Consider the following 20,001-nt stretch of genomic DNA (forward strand, 5'->3'; position numbering starts at 1 on the left):
TTCCAAACCCGGCTTCGAACGCCCATGATCCCGGTGTTTGCTGGGATAAAAACGCACGACGGCGGCAGGTCGCCTTGCAGGGCGGTCAGTACTCGCCCTTGATCACAAAGTAGGAACCGCGGATGACGCCGGCCAGCTTCGACTTCTGGCGGGCGAACTTAAAGCGTGTGCCTAACTCCTCCGGGATTTCCATGCCGTCCGAAAGCTTGAATCCAACAGCTCGCTTCCCACCGTCCTCGATGCTGTACATGACGTTGATGGCTAGTCCCGATTCGTAAAACACATATGTCATCCGCAAACCGTCGACTTCGAACGTTGTCGCTTCGAGCGGGCGGGACTCGATAACGATGTCGCGCTCCTCCTTGAGGATGCGGCTTACGTAGTCCACCACCTCCGGAACTTCGCTCGCAGGACTCACAGTGAAGTCATGGCCGTACTTGTTCGAGTAGTAGCGGCTCTCGTTAGCGCGCAAGCCGGCCAGCGTCTCGGCGACCGGCGAGGATTCCAAACCACCGGTGGAGACGTTCTTGAAGTCAACGGTGTACGGCAATGCGCTCTCCTCGTCAGATGTGTTGGGACCAACCATAACGTGGTCAAGGCTTCTGCGACTCTGCGGCTGACGGCGCCAGGTCGGCCAGCGTGAGCGGATGCGTCGGGGCGTCCGGGAAGGGGAAGGTGGAAGTCACCGCCAAGTCCGGCCCGACGTGCGCCAGTTCCCCGGATGCCATGGGCCGCCAGTCGGGGTTGTGATCCATGGGCTCGGTAGCGATGAGGACGTGCCGGGAGCGGGAAAGTTCCGTGCTGCGGGAGTGGATCCGGCTGCTTCGGGCGTCCAGGGGTGCGGGCGGGTCCGGAGATTTTGCCGGGTCCCGTTCCAGTATGTGGAGCTCGTGGGTTGCCGGGTACCTGAGGCACCAGACATCTTCAGCGGTAGTAAGGATGAAGTTAAGGCTGAGGACGGGCAGCTCCCGGGCGATCCACGTGATGGCCTGCGTGATGCCTTCTCCGACGTCGCCCTCCGCCCTGCGGGTTTCGGCCGTGACAAGTGCGAAGAGTCGCTCGCTGTCGGTCTGACCGTGCACGAGGTCCATCACGCCAAGCTCGGTCAGGCGCTGATCCAGCCGGGACAGTCCTTGAAGTACGCCGTTGTGGGCAAAGAGTCGGCCGTCCTGTTCGAAGGGGTGCGTGTTGACCAGCGTGAGTGCGCCGGTGCTGGCGTACCGCACGTGGGCCAGGAACGTGGTGCTTTTCAGGTCGCGTGCCTCCCGCGCGAACGCGTGGTCTTCCCATGCGGCGATGGGGTGCTTGGCAACCCGAGGATTCCCGTCACCATCAAACGTTCCTATGCCGGCGCCGTCGGGCTCCTTGCGACTCTGCCGGGAGAGGCTGTCCGGCGCGTCCAAAAGCCAGAACGTGGCGCGGACCGGCAAGGGACCAGCGTGCAGTCCGAAGAGTCGGCACATGGCAAAGCCTTTCGTCGCAACCTCCGTGCTGTTTACGGTACCCGTTGCGGGGCCCGTTCTGCGCCCTAAAACCCAGCAAAAGCACGCACTACGGGCCTCGCAACGCGGCTCCAGGTTCCTCATTAGCCCGGAGCGTGCTCGCCAGCTTCCTTGGGCAACTGATCGGTCCCGTGCTCCGGGTGCTTTGGCCGGCGGAGCGGTGTGTCACTGTCATGGGTTGTGCCGTGGTGCAGTTGCAGCGCGCAGTGGATGAGAGGGAAATGGCTGAAGGCTTGAGGTGTGTTGCCGAGCTGCCGCTGCGTTCGTGGATCCCATTCCTCGCTGAGCAGCCCAACATCGTTGCGCAAGGTAAGCAGCCGTTCGAACAGTGCGGTGGCTTGGCCTGCATGGCCAATGCCCAGCAGCGCGTCCACCAACCAGAAGGAGCATGCAAGGAACACGCCTTCATCGCCGGGGAGGCCATCGTGGCCCGACTCGGTCCTGTAACGCATTACCAGGCCGTCGTCTGTGAGCCGCTCCTGAATCGCTTTCACTGTTCCCGCCACGCGTGCGTGCCGGTGGGGCAGGAATCCGACGCGGGGTATCAACAGCAGGCTCGCATCCAGTTCTTTGCTGCCATAGGCCTGCACGAACGTGTTGAGCTCGTCGTTGAACCCGTGGGTCATGACGTCGGAGTGGATCTGGTCGCGCAGCGCCGCCCAACGGTCCCCGGGGCCGGGAAGGCCGAAGGTCCGAACAGCCTTGACCATCCGGTCCGCGGCCACCCATGCCATGACCTTGGAATGCGTGAAGTGCTGGCGGGGTCCGCGGACTTCCCAGAGCCCGTTGTCCGGCTGGTTCCATGCCCCCTCGAGGTACTCCATCAAGGCCACTTGGATGTCCCATGAGTTGTCAACGGTGCCGGGCGGGGACGCCGCACGCGTCAATGAGAGTCCGTCCAGTACTTCGCCCCACACGTCCAACTGCAGTTGTGGAGCGGCGGCGTTGCCGATGCGCACCGGCTTGGATCCTTCGTAGCCGGCAAGCCAGGGGACCTCGTATTCGGGCAGTCTTCGGGCGCCGTCGAGTCCGTAGACGATCTGCAGCTCAGACGGGTCGCCGGCGACGGCCCGGAGCAGCCAGTCCCGCCACGCCGCTGCTTCTTGGGTGTACCCGGCGGCGAGGAGCGATTGCAGGGTCAGCGTGGCGTCCCGCAGCCAGCAGTAGCGATAGTCCCAGTTACGCGTCCCGCCGATCTGTTCGGGCAAGGACGTTGTGGCGGCAGCGACGATGCCGCCGGTGGGAGCGTAGGTCAGCGCCTTGAGCGTTATCAGGGATCTCTCGACGGGTTCCTTGTACTTGCCTTCCATCTCGCTGCGGGCAATCCATTGCAGCCAGAACGATGTGGTGGCTTCAAGGGCACGTTCGGGCTCGATTCGGCGTGGCTCCCGTTGATGGCTTGGCGCCCAGCGCAGCACGAAGGGGATGCGCTCGCCAGCCCGGACTGTGAATTCACTCAGCGTGCGCCGGTCTTCCCCTCTCAGTGGAGCCGGTGTGGTCAGGTAGGCAGAATCCGGACCGGCCACAGCACTGATTCCGTGCCGGGTATGGCGAACCCAGGGCACCACGCGGCCGTAGTCGAAGCGCAGGACCAGTTCCATGGCCATCGCGACCTCGCCCGCGAGTCCTTCGACAATGCGAACCAGATCCACGGCGTCGTCACGTACCGGCATGAAGTCCGTGACCCGCACAGCCCCGCCGTCCACTTCCCATTCCGTTTCAAGGATGAGCGTGTCCGGCCGGTAGCGGCGTCGCGTGCAATTTTCGACGTCGGCAGGTGCCAGGAGCCAGCGTCCGGCTTCGGCGGTGTCCAGCAGGGCGGCGAAGCAAGCGGGCGAGTCGAAACGAGGCAGGCACATCCAATCAATGGAGCCGTTGCGCGCGACCAAGGCCGCTGTGTTCAAGTCCCCGATGATCGCATAGTCCTCAATTCCGGCCATGAACCCACACCCTTCCGGGACGGCGTCGACTATGCCCTGACCGTACGCTCTTGGCCGTCGCGGCTCAACGGATCAAGAGGTACTACCCAGCGCCCCCGCTCGGAATCGACTTTCCCAGTCCGTCAAGGATGAGTTCCAGGCCGAAGTCGAATTCATCGCCAAAGTCATAGCCGGGTTTGAGGACGTGCTCCATCGCGATTTCCACCAGGTGGGGGTACTCGCCGGTGGAGAAGCGCTCAAGGATCGGGTTGGTGATCTCGGCGGCGGTATCGCGGCCTTCAAACGGCAGGGCTGCTTCTTGAAGGGCGAATCCGTAGATATAGCTGTCCAGCAGGGCATAGGCGTGGGCTGTCACCTGGACGGAGAAGCCCGCTGCCCGCAGCGTTCCGAGCGTTGCATCGTGGTGTCGCAAGGTGGCAGGTCCGGGGGACGTGCGGTTTTCCAGGAGCCCTACAGCCCACGGGTGGCGCCTGAGCGATGCACGGACTGAGTGGGCCCGCCGGTGCATTTCCTCGCGCCAGTCACCTGCAGCGGAGGGCAACTCGATTTCGCTGAAGACCAAGTCCACGATTCCGTCCAGGATCTCGTCCTTGTTGGCCACGTAGTAGTACAGGGACATCGGCTTGGTGCCCATGTTCTGCGCGAGGGAACGGATGGTCAGCGCAGCGAGTCCGGACCTGTCGGCTAGATCCAAGGCGCACTCAAGCACCCTTTCCCGGCTGAGCGGAAGTCGCTGCGGCGTGGTGGTGGACACTGATTCTCCTCGGACTATAGCGGTTTAGTACATTGTACGATACCCTCCCTTTAGTACAGCGTACGAAACGTCGCTGAACCCCCGGACAGTTGTGAAAGGAATGGTCATGACCTCTCGTCAGCAAGCCCAGGAGACCCCTGTTTCCAGCGGCTCATCCACGGAGGAAGTTACGATGCGGGCCATCGTGTTCGAGGCCTACGGCCCGGCGGATGTCCTGCACTTGGCGCAGATTCCCCGGCCGCAGATCGCCGAAAACGAGGTCCTGGTGAAAGTCCACGCTGCAGGGTTGGATCGCGGGACGTGGCATATCACTACCGGCCTGCCCTATGTGCTGCGGTTGGCGTATGGATTCAGGTCCCCCAAGTACCCGGTCCCAGGGCTGGATGTGGCGGGCGCCGTAGAGGCCGTCGGAGCAAAAGTGACCCGCTTCGTTGTCGGAGATCCGGTGTTCGGTGTGGCGAAGGGGCCTTTCGCTGAGTACGCCTCAGCGCGCGAGAACCAGCTCGCCCTGAAGCCGACGAACATCAGTTTTGAGCAAGCCTCGGTGGTGCCAGTGTCTGCCTGCACAGCGCTTCAAGCCCTGCGCGCTGCCGGCTTGAACCCGAATCAGTCTGCAGACCCCGGCCAGACCAACGACACGATTCAGACCATAGGCGCAGACCCAAACACCAAAGACACAGACCCAAACGCCAAAGCCCGCAAGGTCCTGATCCTGGGAGCCTCGGGCGGGGTGGGCAGTTACGCGGTGCAGCTTGCCAAGGCCGCCGGGGCAGAGGTGACCGGTGTTTGCAGTACCTCCAAGATGGACATGGTCCGCTCGCTCGGGGCAGACCATGTCATCGATTACACCCACCAGGACTTCGCCGATGGAAGCGAGCATTACGACGTCATCATCGACATCGCAGGGAATCCGAGCATCAAACGCCTGCGCCGAGCCCTCACGCCCGGCGGCACGGCCGTCCTCACCGGCGGAGAGGAGGGCGGACCGCTGACCGGCGGTTTGGACCGGCAGTTGCGCGCGTTGGCGCTGTCGCCGTTCATCGGCCAGAAGCTGACGATGATCTTTGGTACGGAAGGTTCGGATGACCTCGAATATCTCGCCGGGATCTTGGAGGCTGGATCCCTTGTCCCAGCGATCGACCGTGTTTATCCGCTGGAACAGGTTCCTGACGCCATGCGCTACTTCGATGCCGGCAAAGTCCGTGGGAAAGTCGCGATCACGGTGCATGAGGTCCCCGGGGTCCAAGGGTCTGCGTCATGAGCACGAATCCAGGAGAGAGGTTCTCCTACCCGCCCACTGAGCGGATGAGCCCGGGAAGCATGACGGTCCTGATCCTCGGAGATCTGCTGGCGGCCGGCTCCTTTGCGGTCTTTGCCAACTCCGGCATGGTCCTGGTGGGGCTCGCAATGCTGGTGGTCGGATTGACGTTAATCGTGTTCGGAGCCGCGGGACTTGGCCGCAGGATGCTCATTCCACCCCGGTTGGCCACTAACGGAGCGGCATATCCGGCACGGCTTGAGGGGCAGCTGGATCCGAACCTGTCCCGGTGGATGTGGCTCGTCAAATGGTTCCTGGCCATCCCGCACTACATGGTGCTGGCCTTCCTCGGGTTTGCCTTTGTGGTGGTCACCATCGCTGCGGGCTTCGCGATACTCTTCACCGGCCGCTACCCGGCCTCGCTCTTCCAGTTCACGGTTGGCGTGATGCGCTGGAACTGGCGGGTGGCCTTCTACGCGAACGGTGTGATGGGTACGGATCAGTACCCACCCTTCACGCTTGCCCACACCGACTATCCGGCCACGTTTGAGGTGGATTATCCGGAGAAGCTCTCCCATTGGAAGGTGCTGGTAAAGTCCTGGCTCCTTGCCCTGCCTCACCTGGTGATCGTTGGTCTCATCACGGGAAGCATCTGGAGTTCCTCAACCCAGGGCGGCACCAACGGGTTGTCCTTGTTGGGTGTTCTCGTGTTCATCACCGCCGTGATCCTGCTGTTCACGGGTGTCTACCGCGTGGGATTGTTCAACCTGATCATGGGGATCAACCGGTGGATTTACAGGACCATCACCTACGCGGCCCTCATGCGCGACAACTATCCGCCATTCCGGCTGGACCAAGGACCACTCGATCCACCTGGCCGGCCCGGGGCGTTAGGCTAGTCCCCACCGGAAACTTCGTTGGTAGCAACTAGTTCCAGGAGAAACCATGGCTGGAGAGAAACCGGTCCTCGTAGTCGGCGCCACAGGCTATTTGGGCAGTCAAGTGGTGGATGAGCTCCTCAAGCGCGGCAAGAGCGTCAGGGCGCTGGTGCGGCGGTCGTCGAATGCGGACAAACTCCAAGCCAAGGGCGTCGAGATAGCCCGTGGCGACATGCTGGACGTTGCGTCCCTGATCGCCGCGATGACCGGCGTCGCGGCCGTCATTTCGACGGCGGCCGGCTACACGCGGAACGACAAGAACGCGGAAGCGATCGACACCTTCGGCAACAGCAATCTGGCAGTCGCCGCCAACCATGTAGGCGTGAAGCGGTTCGTGCTCATCAGCATCCTCACTAGTGATCAGACGCCCCAAGTTCCACACTTCTGGCACAAGAAGCTCACCGAGGACAAGCTCCAGGAGCTGGGTGTCCCCTTTGTGGCGTTGCGGCCAGGCGCCTTCTTCGACCAGATCGCGGGGATGGGCGGTGACCCGATAGAGAAGGGTCGAATTATGTGGCTGGGCGACAAAAGCAAGCCTCTCACCTTCGTCCTGACCAGCGACCTCGCGGCGTATTTGGCCCAAGCTGTCGATGCGGACATCGTTGACGGCGAACGCATTGATATCGGCTGGTCCCGCCCTGTCAGCATGCTTGAGGCCGCGGATTTGGCGTCCAAGCACGGGGACAAGCCGATCAAGGTCATGGCCGTCCCCACGGGAGTTCTCCGCGTCATGGGCAAGGTCACGGCGAAATTCGTGCCGCTGGTGAGCGACATGGCGAGTATGGCTGCCTGGTTCGATACCGGCAGATACGTCGCCAACACCAGCCGCCAGGAAGAAGTCTTTGGACCGGCGCCGACCCCGGAAGACGCGATCGCCCGCTTCGCCGGCCGCTTCGGTCACTGACCCAAACGGCGCAGGAACCGCACGACGGCGGCAGGTCGCCGTCGTGCGGTTGTTGCGTTGGGTGCCGTTCAGTTGGCCACGGCAGATACCTCGCTGCGATCGCGGCCGGCGTCGGATTCCTCGCTGATCCATGCCGGGGTCTGGAACTGGGCGCCGCCAAACATGGGGAAGGAAAGTATTCCTTGCTGGTCCTGCAATTGGGCCCATGGCCGGTTGATCCCGTGCGTTCCGTAGCGACGGAGCTGGGTGACGCGGTCCAGGTCCAGCACGGCGAACAGGATCTCTTCCCCGCCCCGGGCATGCTGCATGATGGTTCCTTCCGGGTCCACGATCACGCTTTCGCCTACTCCGGAAGGCGCGGCGCCGTTGACGTTCACCACGTAAACCTGATTGGCGAAAGCGTTGGCCTGCGACATGACGATTTCCATGGACCTGTCGCGGGTGGTGGTCAGCGTCGGTTGGATGATGACCTCGGCACCCAGCCAGGCAAGCTGCCGGGCAACCTCCGGGAAGCTGCCGTCGAAGCAGATGGCCAGTCCAATGCGCCCGCAGCCGGGAATATCGAAGGTGACGAACGAGTCTCCGGGAGTGGTGGTTTCGAACGGCCGCCACGGGAAGAGCTTCCTGTAGCGGGCCACGATTTCGCCCGTCGGGGATACCGCAATGGCCGTGTTGTAGGTGTTCCCGTTCTCCGTCTCCAACAGCGAGCCGGGGACGAGCCATACGTTGAGTTTGCGGGCGAGTGCCGAGATGCGGTCCGTGAGGGGGCTGGGAATCGGCGCTGCCGAGCGGGTTTCGCCCTCCGGATCGGGAATCAGGAACTCGCCGGGGGCGGACAACAGCAACTCGGGGACGACGATGACGTCAACCTCGGGCCCAAGTTTCTTGGCTGACTCGGCCTGCGCGGCGAAGCGGGCCCAGGTTGCTTCGAGATCATGCGGGACGGGGTTGGTTTGAATTGCTGCAATGGACAGGACGCGCATTTATGCCTCGGTTTCGTTGCTGAGAATAGACGGAAGTTCTTGACGGGTGGCGACGTTTCCGCGCGGGATCGTCGTTCCGGAAAAGTAGCGGTGGAACCTGGGCCGGATGGTGGCGGTGACCAGCAGGCCCAGGGCAATGGCGCCGATGCCGATCCAGAAGACGGATCCGATACCCAGCCAGGACAGGCCGACGTACTCAGGTGAGAGCATGTCGACGGCGCTGTACACAAAGGCGCCGATCATCAGCAGGGCGCCGAGGCCCGGGAGGATGCCCTTGAGGAGCAGCGCCGATGCAGATGTGCGCATCTGGGGGAGGAAGTACACCACGGAGGCCAACGCCGTTGCTGCGTAATACGCGGCGATCATCAAGCCCACGGAGAGGATGGCGAGTCCGATGAAGTCGGCGCTGATGGCCGTCAGCACCAGCGTGATGGCCATGGTGATCAGCGCCCACCACAGGATGGAGGTGGTAGGTGTTCCCCTGGTGGGATGCATTTTGGTGGTGGCGCGCGGCAGGGCGCCGTAGGTTCCCATACTCAGCCAGGACCGTGGTGTGCTTACGGCTACTGTCATCAGGGCTGCCAGCGCGGAAAGCCCGACGGCGAGGATGATCACTTGGCCGAAGAGGCCGCCTGTTGCTTGCGGGCCGAGCACGGAGAGTACGTCTGAGACGGTTTCGGGGTTGGTGATGCCGGCGGTTCCGGCGAATCCGACGGCGGCAGTCGCCGTTACGACGTAGAACACCAGGAGGATGACGGTGGTGATGACGACAGCCTTTCCCGGGGTGCCTTTACGGTCTGTCGTTTCCTCATTTACTGCAATCAGCGCGTCCCAGCCCCAGTAGATGAACAGGCAGAGGATCACTCCCGAAACCAATCCGGACATGTCGCCCGAAGCGAAGGGATTGAACCACTCCGGGGTGGGTGGTTCAGCTCCATCGGGCGTGGTGCCGGAGGCCATGGCAACAAAAGCTGCGATGCAGAATCCGCCGAGTGCAACCAATTGAAGGGCGATCAGCGCGTATTGGACCCAGGCTGAGAGTTCGATTCCCCTCGCCGCGATCAACGCGCTGAGGGCGATCAGGCCGCAGGCGATGGCTGCCACGGCGATCGGTTCGGCGGCGATCCATGCGAGCCCAAGGAAGTTCAGCAGGTACGTCGTGGCCACCTCGGCCAAGGCGGCGCTCGCTATGAAGGTGGCCATCTGCGGAACCCAGCCGCCGAGGAACCATCCTGCGGACGGCCCAAAGACGCGGGTGATCCAGACAAACACACCGCCGCAGTCGGGCATTTCCTTGTTGAGATCCCGGAAGGCGAGGGCCGTGAACAGGATCGGCACGAAACCCAGCAGGAACGCGGCGGGCGTGCTCGCTCCAACAGCCAGGACAACGAAGCCAAGCGTGACGGCCAGGCTGTACGCCGGTGCAACTGCGGCCAGTCCAAGAGCAACGGTGGGGCCGATGCCGATGGATCCGGACTTGAGGCCTTTGGAGGTTGGGACTTTGGTGAGCATGGGAGGGGGATGTGACACGGAGACTCCTCGTTGAATCAGTTATTTGAATCACATTCAAATTTGAATGCCATTCAATACCCGTCTAGAGTCAATGTCAACAGGAAGCGCAGAATCCACAGGGGGAGCGGCAGTGCCCAAGGCAGACAAGAAGGAAAACCGGCGCCGGGAGATCGTTGCCGCCGCGCAGGCGGTGGCCGCCCGCGACGGCGCCGAAGGGGCGACCCTCCGCGCGATCGCAGGAGAAGCGGGAATGGCTGCCAACGCGGTGCTCTACTATTTCGGCAGCCACGCAGAAATCATCGCCGCGGCGGTTCAGGCGTCGTCCGTCAGGTTCCTGGAGAAGCTCTCAGAAGCTGTCGACGCAGACATGAACCCAACGGCCCGGCTCGCTGCGGTGATCTGCGCGGGCACCACCGCCGGCTTGGACGACGACGTTTCCCGCATCCTGTACGAATATTGGGCCCACTCGCTGCGGGACTCGGAGCAGCGCCGGATCCAGGAGGAACTCACCGCAGCCCAGCAGCGCGTCTACCGTGACATCATCGACGCCGGAACCCGCTCGGGCGAGTTTTCGCCCGTTCTGGACCCGGACAAGATCGCTCGAACTCTTGTTGCCCAAGAGGACGGCTTGGTGATGGACGTCCTGGCCGGGAGCGCCAGCAGCGAGTACGTGCTGGACCTGATGGGGAGCCTGGCTGCGGCTCTGCTGGGGATCAAAAGCGAAGCATTGATGGAATTGATTGGCGGCCGTCACGCAGCAGCGTAGGCGGTATCCTGCCGCAGGCGCTTGGCTTGGATGATGATGCCGACGGCGGCGAACGCCATGAGGGCAGCAGCGTAGGCCAGGACGGTTGGAACCAATCCCAACAGCGGTGCGAGCTGTCCTGCGATGATGACAGGCAGGCTGAAGGCCAGGTAGGCGGCGGTGTAGATTCCTGCGAAGACGCCGGCGCGTTGCTGCGGTGCGATGTGTGGGGCGATCAACCGAAGCTGCCCTCCGAATGAGCCACCAAAGCCAATGCCGCCAAGTACAGCACCGATCCACATCGCTGGTAGCCACCGTTCGCCGACGCCGAGGAAGACCACGATTATCCCGGCGAAAATGAGGGACAAGCCAACCAGGGTACTGTGCCGGGCGGGGTGTCTCGCGAAGAAGAAGCCGGCCACAGCCGCCGCGAATGGACCCAGGAATGCGGTGAAGCCCGCCACGAGACCTCCGTCCAGGCCAAAGTGCAGTCGGAGAACCACCGGTGAGAGGCCAAGGAAGAACGCCGGGAACATCCAGCCTGCGATGTGCACGGGTATGCCCGCGCCAAACTCACTGCGGATGTGAACGGGAAGGCTCAGGCGGGGAGCGAGGGAACGCAGGGCGCCAGGGACCTTCACGACTGTCTCGCCTGTGAGGCTCACGAAAACGACGGCGAGAACCATGGCGGCCGTGAGTATTGCGAAAATGAGCGTATTGGCGTCAGGGGTGAACTGAACCGCCGCCCCAGTCGCCAGTGCGCCCAGTCCGAGGCCGCCGGCGACCGACGCGCCGGCCACGCCTCCGGCGAGCTTCTTGAGATGTGGGGGTGCATGCTCCGCGATGGCCGCGTTGAAGGCGCTGGTAGCCAGGCCGGTTGCGAGACCTTGGAGGGCGCGTGCAACAATCACCCAGCCGATGGACGGCGCAAGCATGAAGACGACCATGGAAACGAGCTCGCCGCAGAGGGCCATGAGCATGACGGGCCGGCGCCCCATGTGGTCGGAAAGTGATCCGCCCACCAGCAGGGTAGCCAAGAGCCCGATGGCGTAGATGGAGAACGCGACGCTCAGCATCACGGCTGAGAAGCCCCATTCTTGCTGTCGGAGTGAGAGCAGTGGCGTTGGCGCGCCGGCTGCGAAAAAGAACGCCGCGAACACTGCGGCCAGCCCGGCGAACGACTGTTTCGGTGACAAGATGCGGGACACTACAACTCCTTGGACAGGTCTGTCTAATAGCATCCAGTTAGACAGGTCTGTTCAATAAAGTCAAGAAAAATTAGACAGGTCTGTCTGATACGCTGGTGGCATGACGTCCACCAGGATTCCTGCTCGTCAGCGCCTTCTTGATGCAGCAGACAGGCTGTTCTACGCCGAGGGTGTCCACGCCGTGGGGATCGACAGGCTCATTGAGGAAGCAGGCGTTGCCAAGGGCTCGCTCTTCTACAACTTTTCCGGCAAAGAGGAACTTGTGGCCTCGTATTTGGCTGGCCGTGATCAGCAGCGCCGGGACCGGATAGCACGGCACCAGCAGGGGCTGGATGATCCCGTCGGGAAGATGCTGGCTATTTTCGACGCCCTGCAGGAAGCGGTCACTGCGCCGGGCTACAAAGGATGCCCCTTCGCCAATGCAACTGCGGAAGCCCTCCCGGGTGGCGTAGAGGCGAACGCCTTGCGGGTATTCCGTGACTGGCTCGCCGACTCAATCCTCGAGCTCAGCAAAGAAGCGGGCTTTGTCGACCCCGCCGACGTCGCCGCCCGCATCCGTGTGCTCTACGACGGAGCAGTCTTCAACGCGCACTTGGACTCTCAACCGGACGCAGTCCGGTGGGCCAAGGAGCTCGCGGCAACGGTTCTGGCCAGTGCGCCACGAGGCGCCTGACGTCGCGCGGAGTCAGGCCTCGACGTCGGCCGTGACGCGCTCGCCGTTGAAGAACTCGAGCTGCCAGCCATCAACGGGATGGTGGTGCACGAGGTTAAGTTCGGCGTTCTGGACGCTGTCCAAGGTACGGCCAATCGCCTGGCCGAGAGTCAGCCGAATCAACGTTCCGTGCGCGACCACCAACACGCGCTGGCCGGCGAATTCCTGCGCCAGTTCCTCCAGCGCAGTCATACCGCGGCTTGCAGCCTCATGGTCGCTTTCGGCACCGCGGAAGCCACCCGGGATGCGAAGTGCTTCGAGTTCCGGGCCGGCCTGCAGCCCTTCTGCCGGGCCGAAGCTGCGTTCGGTGAGTTCCGGAACACGCCGGGCAACGGTGAGGCTCAAACCATCGGCGATCAGGTCCGCGGTTTCAGCGGCTCGGCTCAGTGGTGAGGACACGATAGCGTCCCATTCGTAGTCCGAAAGGACCTCGACGGCGTCGCGCGCTTGGCCGCGGCCGACGTCGTTCAGTGGAATATCCGTGGCTCCCTGCAACCGGCGCTCCGCGTTCCAGTCGGTCTGGCCATGGCGGACGAGGGCGAAAGTTGTGAGGGTCATGCCCTCCATTCTGCCTTGCCAGCCTGCCGGACTGCAGTTCCGTACGTCACGTGAGGAAGCGTTCGACGGCGGCTGCCCGCCGTCGCGCGGTCAGCGCCGAGTGGAGGTTGCGGTCAGCGCGAGTGGAGGTTGTCGAGAAGTTCTTTGACGGAGGAAGGCTGTTCGACGGCAGCGAAGTGGCCGCACCGCGGGATGGTCACCGCGTGGACCTGCGGAAGCAGGCTGAGCAACTGGCTGTGGTCGGACTCCGGCGTGAAGACGTCGTGGTCCCCTCGAATGGCCACCACGGGGCAGAGGATGGAGTGCCACTGGCCGAGATCGTATCGGGCGGCAGCTCGTGCGGCCGCCGAGAAGCTGGCGGGGCGGGCTTCGTCCGCCAGGAGGCGAGGACCAAGCCACGTGGGAAGCGTCGAGCGCTGCAGCGCAGCCACTCCTGATCGGTACGTGTCCCGCTGGACTTCCGTGGTCACCCGCTGCCCTGCCTTCTGAACTGATTACCTCCGACAGTGATTGCCTCTGATACTGATTCGGAGCAGCGGGTGTTCCGGATCGGCTGGCCGTTAGCTGATCTCGTCGCTTTCGTAGACTGTGCGGCCGCCGAGGACAGTCCGCACCACGCTGGCCTGCAGCAACGAGGCGGGACTGGCTGCTGCGAAAACGTCGGTGTCCAACACCAGGAAGTCCGCGAACAGTCCGGCTGACAACCGGCCGATCTCGTGCTCGGCGCCGCACGTCCACGCTGACTCCCGCGTGGCGTGTTCAAAGGAATCTGCCATAGGGAGGGCGAATCCCGGAATGTTTGTCCCAGCGTTCGGATCCAAGGCAGAAGCCCTGGTGGTGGCAACGTACATGTTGGGAAGGGGTGCATGCGGGGACGTGGGCGAATCCGTGCCGAAGGCCAAGTGCGCTCCGGCTTCCGTTATCCATGGCCAAGCGAAACCGCGGTCCACGCGGTCGTCGTCGAGCTTGGCGCGCCAGTTCTCGCTGATCGCGGGGTCTGCGTGCACCGGCTGCATGCTCGCAGTGATCCCCAAAGAAGCGAGTCGATCGACGTCGGCCCGCTCTACCAGCTCAAGGTGCTCAATGCGGTGACGGCGCTCGCGGGGTCCGTTCTGCGCAACGGCGTGTTCCACGGCGCTGATGGCTATTCCCACGGCTTCGTCCCCGATTGCGTGCATGGCCACCTTCAACCCGGCGGCATCGGCCGAAGCGACAACCGGGGCGAGGTCCTCCAGGCTCCAGATCGGATCGGCGTTCGTCCCGTCGGCATAAGGGGACCTGAGGGTGGCGGTGCAGCCGTCGATGGTTCCATCCACCATGACCTTGATCCCCACCACGCGGAGATAAGGGGACGTGTGGTGAGCGGCGAGCTCGGCCGCCCGCTCGACCTGCGCGATGTTGTCCGCCACCGAACCGGTGTTGTTCACGCGCCAGTACGCCATGAGGCGGCTGGTCAGTTTCCCGGACTTTTCGGCGCGCCGGAACGTGTCGAGATCCGTCTCGTTGAAACCCATATCGCATGCCGTGGTCACGCCGGTTTCACGGTAGGCGCGCTGGACTGCAGCCATGCTGGCATCATGGTCGTTCTGGCTGACGTGGGATTCGAGGAAAGGCATCACCATGTCATAGAAGGCGTTCTCGTCGATGTAGCCGGTGGCGCGCCCACGTGAATCGCGTTTGATGGTGCCGCCCGCAGGGTTCTGTGTTTGGTCTGTGATCCCGAGTTCGGTGAGCGCTGCCGTGTTCACCCAGACCGAATGGAAATCGTAGGCAAAGGCATAGACCGGTTTGTCCGGCACCACGGCGTCGAGCATGGCCGCGTCCGGAACTCCACCGGGGATCGCGCCGTGCAACCATCCGGTCGCAAGAATCCTGGCGGTGTTCGGCCGCTCGTTGTCCCACTCCTTGATCCGTTGTTGAATCTGCTGAACCGACCCTGCGCCCCAAAGGTTGACTTGGCCAAGGGCTTCGCCGGTGCCGATCACATGGGCGTGACCGTCCACGAATCCGGGAACCACCAGGTGGCCGGACAGATCAATGTGCTCGGCGTTCGGTCGGAGACGGTGCGCGGTGTCGGCATCGCCGACGTAGAGGATCCGTTCGCCCTCAACGAGCAGGGCTTCGGCCCATCGCCTGGTGTCGGCCGTGAATATTCGGGCGTTGGTGTAGAGCTGCGTGGTCACGCGGTGTGTTCCTTACTTTTGGGTGCGGTTTCAGGGTTGTCCAAGGCATTGCTCACGTCGAGCAGTAGGTGGTTTTGCTGCTCGTGGAGTTGGCCACTATCCGGTTCAGGCCACGTAGAGAGCTGGACGATGACGGAGTTGGTCCGGGGATCGAGCCACAGGTACTGGCCGTGAATGCCAATTCCCGTGACGTTGCCGCGGCTATTTCCCGTGCACCACCACTGCCGGGTGTAGGAGCCGTGGGGATGGAGGGTGGCGAACGACGAGCCAGCCATGGCTTGCTGATCGCCGCCCTCAAAGACCCTGCGAACCCAGGCTTCCGAGACCACGCGCCCGCCTGGCGCGTTGCCGCCGTCGAGCATCAATTGCCCAACCCTCGCGAGATCGCGGGCGGTGCATGAGACTCCACCGTTCGCGAAGCCGAAACCCGTGGAATCCACCGTGATGGTGGCGTCGCGATCGGCGTCGAGTTTGGACCACAAGTATTTCGACAATGCGTCGGAGTACCGGAGCCCGGTCACTCGTTCGATGATCCAGGCGAGGACGTCGGTGTTCGCCGAGCAGTACTGGAACGTGCCCACTGTGCCGTTGCCGCCGAGCGTAGTGAGGAACGCGTACGTGTCCTCAGGGTCACCCTCTCGACGGACGCGCCAGCCTGCGGCACGATCGTGCCTTTGTACGTCGGCATGCGGGTCGACGTAGTCCTCGCTGTAGTCGATCTGAAGTGTCATATCGAGCACGTGCTGAACCGTTGGGCCGTCATAGACGGAGCCCGCCAGCTCGGGCACATAGTCGGTGACGGGCGCCGCTGGCTGAACGTGGCCGCCGTCGACCAACGCCCCCACCACGAGGCCGCACAAAGACTTGGAAACACTCATGATCAGGTGCCGGTTATCGGGCGCAAAGCCGGGTCGGTAGTACTCGGCGACGGTTTTGCCGTCCCGCAGCACCAGGAACGCGTCTGTGTACGTAGCCTCCAAACGCTGTCTCAGTCCTGGCAACCGGGACGTGAGGATGTCGAGTCGGTCAGTGGCCGCGGACGGGGCCGCCGGGAAGCGGCGTGGGATTGCCGCCGTCGGAACCATCTCACCAAGGTTCGCGAACGCCCATCTGTTGTGGGGAGCATCCTGCCACGTGTCGAGCGTCGGCTCGCCGGCCGGAGCCGAGGCGAAGCGGGCGGGGTGCGTTCCCGTGGTTCCCGGCGTGCCGGGTGCGATGACGCGGCTCATGCGCGGACTCCTTCCTTGATGGTGTCTTCGGTGGCGCGCATTCTCGTCGCAGCCCGGGTCAACGCCGCGTAGATCCCCGAGGCGACGATCATGGAGACCGGAACCGAAAGGTCGATGTTGCCCATGGCTGCTGCGACGGGGCCTGTCCAGACGCTGTTGGTGAGGAACAGCGATGCGGCGGCGCCGCCGAGGATCACGGCGAGCAGTCCGGGGATGTGCCAACCGCCGCTGTACCAGAAGGGGCTGCCGGGTTTTTCGTCGAAGAGGTCGTCCCCGTTGTAGCGGTTGCGGCGGAGAATGACGTCCGTTGCAAAGACCGCCATGGTGGGCCCCGAAATGAGGACCAGCAACTGCAACATGAGGTTGACGGCTTCCAGCAGGCTCGTGGACATGACCAGATAGACGGTGAGCGCGGTGCCGATCGCTCCCACCACCACTGCGGAGGGGATGCGGCGGATGGGGACGCCGACCGATTGGAACGCCATGCTCGCGGTATAGGTGGTCATGCCGTTGAGGGAGATGGTATTGATGATGACACCGATGACCAAGATGGGTCCCAGCCAGGCCGGGAGCAGGCCCAGGAGGGCGGATTCGATGCCTGGATCCATGGCGGCAGCAGTGACGCCCGTGGCCAGGAGCGCGCCTACTGCCGTGAAGAAGAAGCACGGAAGGGCTCCGCCCAGGGCAGTGGCCGCGATGATGTGTGACGGCTTGGTGGACTGCGGGAGGTAGCGGGCCAAGTCCGGGCTGTTGGTGTAGGACAGGGAGTCGAGGCAAGAATCGCGAAGCCGATGGTGACGGCGGCCCACAGTGCGGCACCTTCCAAGGGCTCAGCGGCGGTGTAGCTCCAGTCGACGTGGGGAAGGATGAACGCGCTGACCAGCAGGAAGATTACCAGCAGTACCAAGGCCACGGCCGGGTAGCTCCGGAGGATCAATCCATGGCCGAAGACCGCCACCAGGACGGTGATCGCCGCGACCACGATCGTGACCAGGACCGGGCCTGCGACGGGATCCGTGAAGCCCACCTGGGCGAGCAGTTCCGCGCCCATGAATGAGGACGCGAGCCAATTGAGGGCCAGGAACACGGCAGAAATGAACCAGCCGAAGAAGGCGACAACAACCCTGTTGCCGCGGATTCCATAGATGGCGCGGGTGATGACAGAGCCGGAAGTGCCTGCTGCCGGACCACTGATGGCCACGATCCCCGTGAAGATCCACGGGAGGCTGCCGGCGACGATCACCAGCAGGGCTTGCCAGAGTTCCAGTCCTAGCAGGATCAGGGAGGCGCCCACGGTGAAGTTGAGGACGCTGACGTTCGGTGCCGCCCACACGGGAAAAAGGTCACGGGCTCTGCCGCGTCGTTGGGAGGCCTCGATGAGTTCGATCCCACGGGTTTCGGGGTTGACCAGGGGTTCTGGGTAGCTGACGGTGTCAGGGAGTTGGGGTTGGGACAACGCTGTTCCTCTCGGGCAGGTTCGGTGCACGACGCTGGGAGACCGAACCGTGAGTGCTATTGGTCATTCGACCAATGCGGTATTGGTCACTAATCCAATAGACTGATTGGCATGGTGTCAAGCCCCACTTCGCAACGCGTCCGAAAACTTCCGGACGAACGCCGAGCCGAGATCCTGTCCGAGGCAGCTTCCATTGCGTTAAGTGACGGGCTTGAACGCATCACGCTCCGCGCTGTCGCCGACCGGCTCGGAGTTCGCCCCGGCCTGATCAGCCACTACTACCCGGCCGCGGAAGACCTCGTCATCGCCGCCTTTGTGCGCGCGGTTTCAGAGGAGCGCGAGGAACTGTTTCCGGACGACGGCAACCCTATGGCCCGCATGGCACACCTGATTTCGCGCATCGAAGGAAATGGCGGCTTTGAGCTCACACGACTCTGGCTGAATGCCCGCCACCTGTGCCGATTCACCCCGGCACTGGCCGAGGCGTTGGAGGCACAGGAATACCTGGACCGCACGCGCCTGACGTCACTCATTGAAGACGGGATCGCCTCCGGCGATTTCGTGGTGGACGATCCCTTCGCCGCGTGCATCCGCATCTTTGTCGCGATTGACGGCGTGGGCGCCTACGTGAATAACGTGGGGTCTTTCGAGTACCAGGCTTTCACTCGATTCGTCACGGATGTCGCCGAATGGTCACTTGGCATGCCGGCAGGCGTCTTACGTGCGGCAGTGCATCGGGCGGGCAGCTGAGCCAAGCCTCGACGACGGGTACGGTCGCCTGCCGGGGCCCCAGGCGAGAAACGCACGAATGCGGCAGGCCGCCGTCGTGCGTTATCCCGCGGTGGTCGACGCTAGAGTCCGGCCGGGAAGCTCACCGCAACAGTGGTCCCGCCGCCCGGCGTTTCGGAGAGGCTGAGGTCGCCACCATGTGCCTTGGCGATGCTGCTGCATGTAGCCAGGCCAAGGCCGGTACCCGGACCATCGCCTTGGCGGCGCAGGCGAACCAGTGGTTCCAGCACTTTGGCCCGGTCTTCGGGATCGATGCCCTTGCCGTTGTCTGCCACGTGGATCGTGGCGCCGTGGTAGTTCGAGACTCCGCTGATCCGGATGCGAAGGTCTCGCTCGGGGCTCCGGTAGTTCATGGCGTTGGTGAGGAGATTCTGCAGCAACGTGCGGAGTTGGCCTTTGTCTGCACGGAGCGTCACGTCGAACGTCTCCACGATGTCGTCGTTTTCGATTCCGAGGTCCCTCGCAACCTCCTCGGCGACATCGCGGAGTGACACTTGGGACGGGTTGATGCCGCCCCCAACCCGGGAGTAGCTGAGGACATCCTCCAACATGGCGAGCATGCGGCGGCCACTGGCACCAATCCGGTGCAAGTATTGCGCAGCCGTGCCATCGGACTGTACGTCGGGATCGTCCTCCACCAGTTCCACGTACCCCAGGATGGTGGTCAGCGGGATGCGGAGATCGTGGCTGACCCGGCCGGCGAAGCCAGCGAGCTTGGCGTTGCTGTTCCTGAGCTCTGCGTAGGTCCGGTCAAGCTGGACCGTGCGGTGCTGCAACTCCAGCAGTTCCACCACCTGCTTGGCCAGGACCTCCAGCATGCCCACTTGCTCCGGAGACAGCTCCCTGGCACTGTCCGAAAACACGCACAAGGTTCCGGGTACGAATCCTGTTTCTGTTTGCAACGGAACCGAGGCATAAAAGCGGACTTTGCCGATTTCGCCCGTGACGAAGGGGTTATCGGCAAAACGGGGATCCCGTGAAGCGTCGGGGACCACTGTTTTCTCGCGGGAAAGGAAGACTTTGGCGCACATGGAGTCTTCGCGCGAGCACACACCCGGCTCAACACCCCACGCTCCGATCTGGTGCTGATACTCCGCGCTGATGATGTTGACCACGCCAAACGGAGCTCCGCATAGCTCCGTGGCCAGACGCACCAGGTTCTGCAGCGCGTTCAACACCGCGGCGTTGGGCAACAGGGCGGAATCCGTGCCGGGGTCGAGCCCGTATTCCCGCAGTTCAACGTCTCGGCCAGCATCGTCAGTGAAGGCCAGCTGCCCCTGAGCTCGCGTCATTAAGTCATTCCCCCAAGCTTCTTTAGGATTCCCTGCAG

Annotated in this window: 18 protein-coding genes and 1 pseudogene; 6 read left to right on the forward strand and 13 right to left on the reverse strand. The window is 63.3% G+C overall.

Translation table 11 applies throughout. The features are described from left to right. Positions 1–85 precede the first annotated feature (85 nt). The 4 genes from ACIQC5_RS17320 to ACIQC5_RS17335 form a co-directional block, all read right to left on the reverse strand. Positions 86–550 (reverse strand): phage tail protein, encoded by a 465-nt coding sequence (locus ACIQC5_RS17320; RefSeq protein WP_400285040.1) that lies wholly within the window; start codon positions 548–550, stop codon positions 86–88. A gap of 43 nt (positions 551–593) precedes the next feature. Next, positions 594–1,463: a class II glutamine amidotransferase gene (locus ACIQC5_RS17325; RefSeq protein WP_400285043.1), complete on the reverse strand. Its 870-nt coding sequence runs from the start codon at positions 1,461–1,463 to the stop codon at positions 594–596. 122 nt (positions 1,464–1,585) lie between these two features. Then, positions 1,586–3,442, reverse strand: a complete 1,857-nt coding sequence (locus ACIQC5_RS17330) for a glycoside hydrolase family 15 protein (RefSeq protein ID WP_400285045.1) — start codon at positions 3,440–3,442, stop codon at positions 1,586–1,588. A gap of 82 nt (positions 3,443–3,524) precedes the next feature. Beyond that, positions 3,525–4,196, reverse strand: a complete 672-nt coding sequence (locus tag ACIQC5_RS17335; RefSeq protein WP_400285048.1) for a TetR/AcrR family transcriptional regulator — start codon at positions 4,194–4,196, stop codon at positions 3,525–3,527. A gap of 106 nt (positions 4,197–4,302) precedes the next feature. Here ACIQC5_RS17335 and ACIQC5_RS17340 point away from each other — a divergent pair, with 106 nt between their 5' ends. Genes ACIQC5_RS17340 through ACIQC5_RS17350 form a run of 3 tightly spaced genes read left to right on the forward strand, consistent with a single transcriptional unit; the run spans position 4,303 to position 7,296 of the window. Then, on the forward strand, positions 4,303–5,457 hold the full coding sequence (locus ACIQC5_RS17340; RefSeq protein ID WP_400285050.1) for an NAD(P)-dependent alcohol dehydrogenase: 1,155 nt from the start codon (positions 4,303–4,305) through the stop codon (positions 5,455–5,457). Next, positions 5,454–6,353 carry a DUF4389 domain-containing protein gene (locus ACIQC5_RS17345; protein WP_400285052.1) on the forward strand — a complete coding sequence of 300 codons (900 nt, stop codon included), beginning with the start codon at positions 5,454–5,456 and terminating at the stop codon, positions 6,351–6,353. The genes ACIQC5_RS17340 and ACIQC5_RS17345 overlap by 4 nt, the downstream gene beginning before the upstream one ends. A 46-nt stretch (positions 6,354–6,399) precedes the next feature. Then, the gene (locus ACIQC5_RS17350; RefSeq protein WP_400285054.1) at positions 6,400–7,296 is read left to right on the forward strand and encodes an SDR family oxidoreductase; all 897 of its coding nucleotides are present in this window, start codon (positions 6,400–6,402) and stop codon (positions 7,294–7,296) included. 68 nt (positions 7,297–7,364) lie between these two features. Here ACIQC5_RS17350 and ACIQC5_RS17355 read toward each other — a convergent pair whose 3' ends face one another. Together ACIQC5_RS17355 and ACIQC5_RS17360 are read right to left on the reverse strand one after the other, a co-directional pair. After that, positions 7,365–8,279, reverse strand: a complete 915-nt coding sequence (locus ACIQC5_RS17355; protein ID WP_400285056.1) for a carbon-nitrogen hydrolase family protein — start codon at positions 8,277–8,279, stop codon at positions 7,365–7,367. After that, complete coding sequence (locus ACIQC5_RS17360; RefSeq protein ID WP_400285058.1) at positions 8,280–9,809, reverse strand: APC family permease; 1,530 nt, start codon at positions 9,807–9,809, stop codon at positions 8,280–8,282. A gap of 112 nt (positions 9,810–9,921) precedes the next feature. Between ACIQC5_RS17360 and ACIQC5_RS17365 the strand changes: the two genes are divergently transcribed. Further along, positions 9,922–10,557, forward strand: a complete 636-nt coding sequence (locus ACIQC5_RS17365) for a TetR/AcrR family transcriptional regulator (RefSeq protein ID WP_400285060.1) — start codon at positions 9,922–9,924, stop codon at positions 10,555–10,557. Here ACIQC5_RS17365 and ACIQC5_RS17370 read toward each other — a convergent pair. Next, positions 10,542–11,744 (reverse strand): MFS transporter, encoded by a 1,203-nt coding sequence (locus tag ACIQC5_RS17370; protein WP_400285062.1) that lies wholly within the window; start codon positions 11,742–11,744, stop codon positions 10,542–10,544. The genes ACIQC5_RS17365 and ACIQC5_RS17370 overlap by 16 nt on opposite strands. A 100-nt stretch (positions 11,745–11,844) precedes the next feature. Between ACIQC5_RS17370 and ACIQC5_RS17375 the strand changes: the two genes are divergently transcribed. Further along, positions 11,845–12,417, forward strand: coding sequence for a TetR/AcrR family transcriptional regulator (locus ACIQC5_RS17375; RefSeq protein ID WP_400285065.1), 573 nt, complete (start codon positions 11,845–11,847; stop codon positions 12,415–12,417). A 12-nt stretch (positions 12,418–12,429) separates the two neighbouring features. Here the strand turns inward: ACIQC5_RS17375 and ACIQC5_RS17380 are convergent, their stop codons facing one another. The 5 genes and pseudogenes from ACIQC5_RS17380 to ACIQC5_RS17400 all read right to left on the reverse strand — a co-directional run bounded on the left by ACIQC5_RS17380 (position 12,430) and on the right by ACIQC5_RS17400 (position 17,882). Continuing rightward, a complete protein-coding gene (locus ACIQC5_RS17380) occupies positions 12,430–13,023 on the reverse strand; it encodes a histidine phosphatase family protein (RefSeq protein ID WP_400285067.1) in 594 nt (197 codons plus the stop codon). 104 nt (positions 13,024–13,127) lie between these two features. Then, positions 13,128–13,484 (reverse strand): alpha/beta fold hydrolase, encoded by a 357-nt coding sequence (locus ACIQC5_RS17385; protein WP_400285070.1) that lies wholly within the window; start codon positions 13,482–13,484, stop codon positions 13,128–13,130. 90 nt (positions 13,485–13,574) lie between these two features. After that, positions 13,575–15,197 carry an amidohydrolase gene (locus ACIQC5_RS17390; protein WP_400285073.1) on the reverse strand — a complete coding sequence of 541 codons (1,623 nt, stop codon included), beginning with the start codon at positions 15,195–15,197 and terminating at the stop codon, positions 13,575–13,577. Further along, complete coding sequence (locus ACIQC5_RS17395; RefSeq protein ID WP_400285076.1) at positions 15,194–16,426, reverse strand: serine hydrolase domain-containing protein; 1,233 nt, start codon at positions 16,424–16,426, stop codon at positions 15,194–15,196. The genes ACIQC5_RS17390 and ACIQC5_RS17395 overlap by 4 nt, the downstream gene beginning before the upstream one ends. Further along, positions 16,423–17,882: pseudogene (locus tag ACIQC5_RS17400) on the reverse strand (purine-cytosine permease family protein). The gene ACIQC5_RS17395 and the pseudogene ACIQC5_RS17400 overlap by 4 nt, the downstream one beginning before the upstream one ends. 111 nt (positions 17,883–17,993) lie before the next feature. Here ACIQC5_RS17400 and ACIQC5_RS17405 point away from each other — a divergent pair. Next, positions 17,994–18,632 carry a TetR/AcrR family transcriptional regulator gene (locus ACIQC5_RS17405; protein ID WP_400285079.1) on the forward strand — a complete coding sequence of 213 codons (639 nt, stop codon included), beginning with the start codon at positions 17,994–17,996 and terminating at the stop codon, positions 18,630–18,632. 101 nt (positions 18,633–18,733) lie between these two features. On the opposite strand, the gene ACIQC5_RS17410 is transcribed toward ACIQC5_RS17405, so the two are convergent. Then, positions 18,734–19,963, reverse strand: a complete 1,230-nt coding sequence (locus tag ACIQC5_RS17410; RefSeq protein WP_400285081.1) for an ATP-binding protein — start codon at positions 19,961–19,963, stop codon at positions 18,734–18,736. Positions 19,964–20,001: the final 38 nt, after the last annotated feature.

This window comes from Paenarthrobacter sp. NPDC092416 (genome assembly GCF_044755025.1).
Classification (GTDB): Bacteria; Actinomycetota; Actinomycetes; order Actinomycetales; family Micrococcaceae; genus Arthrobacter.

Bases quoted from the DNA above. Each gene is read 5' to 3' on its own strand.
- ACIQC5_RS17325 (WP_400285043.1), bottom strand. From the start codon at position 1,463: ATGTGCCGACTCTTCGGACTGCACGCTGGTCCCTTGCCGGTCCGCGCC.
- ACIQC5_RS17330 (WP_400285045.1), bottom strand. From the start codon at position 3,442: ATGGCCGGAATTGAGGACTATGCGATCATCGGGGACTTGAACACAGCG.
- ACIQC5_RS17340 (WP_400285050.1), top strand. From the start codon at position 4,303: ATGACCTCTCGTCAGCAAGCCCAGGAGACCCCTGTTTCCAGCGGCTCA.
- ACIQC5_RS17345 (WP_400285052.1), top strand. From the start codon at position 5,454: ATGAGCACGAATCCAGGAGAGAGGTTCTCCTACCCGCCCACTGAGCGG.
- ACIQC5_RS17350 (WP_400285054.1), top strand. From the start codon at position 6,400: ATGGCTGGAGAGAAACCGGTCCTCGTAGTCGGCGCCACAGGCTATTTG.
- ACIQC5_RS17355 (WP_400285056.1), bottom strand. From the start codon at position 8,279: ATGCGCGTCCTGTCCATTGCAGCAATTCAAACCAACCCCGTCCCGCAT.
- ACIQC5_RS17375 (WP_400285065.1), top strand. From the start codon at position 11,845: ATGACGTCCACCAGGATTCCTGCTCGTCAGCGCCTTCTTGATGCAGCA.
- ACIQC5_RS17380 (WP_400285067.1), bottom strand. From the start codon at position 13,023: ATGGAGGGCATGACCCTCACAACTTTCGCCCTCGTCCGCCATGGCCAG.
- ACIQC5_RS17395 (WP_400285076.1), bottom strand. From the start codon at position 16,426: ATGAGCCGCGTCATCGCACCCGGCACGCCGGGAACCACGGGAACGCAC.
- ACIQC5_RS17405 (WP_400285079.1), top strand. From the start codon at position 17,994: ATGGTGTCAAGCCCCACTTCGCAACGCGTCCGAAAACTTCCGGACGAA.
- ACIQC5_RS17410 (WP_400285081.1), bottom strand. From the start codon at position 19,963: ATGACGCGAGCTCAGGGGCAGCTGGCCTTCACTGACGATGCTGGCCGA.